2 protein-coding genes are annotated in these 2585 nt (G+C 55.3%); one reads left to right on the top strand and one right to left on the bottom strand.

Features of this window, described 5'->3' with window-relative positions; translation table 11 throughout:
- Positions 1–308 precede the first annotated feature (308 nt).
- Entirely contained in the window at positions 309–503 is a 195-nt protein-coding gene (locus tag NKH29_RS32485) for a hypothetical protein (protein WP_353001420.1), read from the top strand.
- A gap of 101 nt (positions 504–604) precedes the next feature.
- Here the strand turns inward: NKH29_RS32485 and NKH29_RS32490 are convergent, their stop codons facing one another.
- Positions 605–2209 carry a carbamoyltransferase C-terminal domain-containing protein gene (locus NKH29_RS32490; protein ID WP_353001421.1) on the bottom strand — a complete coding sequence of 535 codons (1605 nt, stop codon included), beginning with the start codon at positions 2207–2209 and terminating at the stop codon, positions 605–607.
- Positions 2210–2585 lie beyond the last annotated feature (376 nt).

Consider the following 2585-nt stretch of genomic DNA (forward strand, 5'->3'; position numbering starts at 1 on the left):
CGGTGGTTGTTGTACGTCGGGGCAGTTTTGCTCATCCGCTCCGCCTAACGCCAATCCATTAAGCCGAAATCAATGTGACAGTACCGCGGAGATCAGTCGTCAGGATGCGGCAGCGGAGACGCAGTTCTCCACGTCCTGCCACCGGTCCGAGTACAGTGGGAAAACTGCCGCAACACGACCGTGCCGAAGTACCACCGCGGGGCGCGCCGAATGATTCTCCTGTGCCGCTGCCGCGGATAGCGACGGGACCGGCTACCGTAGCGTACACAAGGCCACAAACACTCGAACCCGCCCACGAATGCCGTGAGTTGGCCAAGCGCTACGGGATCAACCAGGAAGCTATCGCGAAGTGGCGGGGCGAGCCTCAACAGCCGATTTTCCAACGGCGCCCGAAAGGAGCGGAGATCGACGCTGTTTTCGTCGAGGAAGAGGCGATCATCGTCGCCGCTGCTGCCGCTCGACGACCTGCTTCTTTGCGTTGCAACCGACGATCCCCCATCTGACGCGGTCCTCATTGCAACGCCGCCTGCCGGATGTCGAAGGCGACAGGCCGGCGAAGAAGAAGTTCAAGAGCTTTCCGATCGGCTTCTTCGAAGTTGCGTACTCAACCTTTCTGTCGGATCGACGCCCGGCGGGGTGTCGCCTTGAGGAGATAAAAAGCATCGTTGATGACGAATGCGTCGAGACCTACGGCTCGGGCATAGGTTAGCAAGTCACTTGCACGATTGATGAAGCCAGCGCCATTGAAGTTCAGCGATGTGTTGCAAAGAACGCCCACCCCGCCTTTCGTCTTAAACGAGGTAAGCAGCTGAAATAGGCGCTGGTTTTGCTCCCGGGAAACTGTCTGGGCCCTCGTTGTGCCGTCAACATGCGTGATGGCCTCCAAGCGGCTATCGAGAACCTTCTGAAAAACAAGCATATAGGGCGAGGGGCGTGCTAAGTCGAAATGGAGTGCGGCATCTTGCTCCAGGCAAACCGGCGCAATCGGGCGGAAACTCTCTCGGTTCTTAATGCGGTTTAACCGCTCATGGGTTGCTTTTGAGAAAGGCGCCGCGAGAATTGACCGGTTGCCGAGCGCCCGTGGCCCGATTTCGCAATTACCCTGTACCCAGCCGATCACCTTATCGTCGAGCAACTCCGAGGCCACTTGGTCGTAGTCGAGCGGATAGACCTCGAGTCCGGTCCGATCAATCTCGTCAACTACGAAAGGCTGGCCTGAATAGACGTTCCATTTGATCTTCGCATTGCCGGTGAAATGTCGCATCGCATCAACTGCAGTCCCGAGCGCTGAACCTGTATCATTTGTGCACGGCGGAATGAAAACATCGGAAAAAAGGTTCGTTTCGACCCATCGGCGATTCCACTCGCAGTTCAACCCGCACCCGCCGGAAATCAGCAGCGGGAAGCCCTTTGTCAGATTCTTCTTGGCAAAGGTGTAGAAGGCATCGAAGATGGCGTCCGAAACTCGCCTGGCGAGATTGGTGAACTTCTGATGAGTGACACCAATGTTGTAGTAGGGCGAATTTCGCCAGTCCTCCTTGCTCATCCAAGGCAGCGTACTGTCGCATTGTGGAAGCAGGAAATCGATCAGCGCCTGCTCGTCCTGGTCAGGCGATCCGGCTTCCCCAAAGGCGCCAAGCGCCATTAGCTTGCCGGAATCTTCCAAGCGCAACTGTCCTTTGGGTAAGGTGAATTTCGGATCGGCCAGCGCATAGAGGAAACGATATTTTTCCCCAGGGCTCACCATCACTTTTGCCAAATGTACGATCTGCAGGTGTTCATCGAATTCATAGAAGTCGCCGAACTCCCCTTCCCAGATCAGCGCATAACAGGGCATCCCCTCGGGGAATGGAGACATGCCGAAGGCGCTCCAGAGATGGGAGCGCTCGTGGGTTGATGAATAGAAATGCACTTTCCTGCCGAAGATGGTCTTCTCGCCTACAACCTCCGAACCCTGGGCTATGCCGCAGTAGCCTGCGGCGACGGAGCTATTGCCTGCGATTCCCGATTTGTACCACCCGCTGATAGCAATCACATCGGGAAGGGCGTCCAGGCAGCCAGCGGCGTCCAGCACGGTCGTCGGGGTGATGGTCGAATATCTGGGAAAACTATCCTTCTCAGCCTCGTATGAAAAAATGAGCTCGGCTGCTGATGCATCCAGTGCTGCAATTGCGCTATCATGGCCCGGTTTGAACGACATAATTCTCATGCTTCTCAAGCTCCTGCGAATGAAGGCTGCCAACGTTGGAATGGATGACTGGCGACGAAAGTCAGAAACTGCTATTAAGATCTACAGTGGAGATTATAGTTAGAAATGACTTATCGCATAAATGGTGTACGTTGAATTGTTAAGTAGTGTTGAAATTCATTAATCTCGTGGTTACAATAATTTACAATGGCGAATAGCGCCGGCGGGTGCTGTCACATTGTTTGGCGAGCGGGCGAGCGGAGAACAGGGCAAGATAATCAAGCAATTTGAGCGGCGATAGCCTTCCACTCGGCCATCGCGCGTAGGCGGTGGTTCCGGATCTGAGCTGCGGATCTGGTTGAACGGTCGGGAACGAAGAGATTGCGGACGGTGGAAA

It is taken from the genome of Mesorhizobium sp. M1295 (assembly GCF_040318135.1).
In the GTDB taxonomy this organism is placed as follows: Bacteria; Pseudomonadota; Alphaproteobacteria; order Rhizobiales; family Rhizobiaceae; genus Mesorhizobium.

Excerpts from the sequence above, each read along its gene's own strand:
- NKH29_RS32490 (WP_353001421.1), bottom strand. The coding sequence starts at position 2,209 with ATGAGAATTATGTCGTTCAAACCGGGCCATGATAGCGCAATTGCAGCA.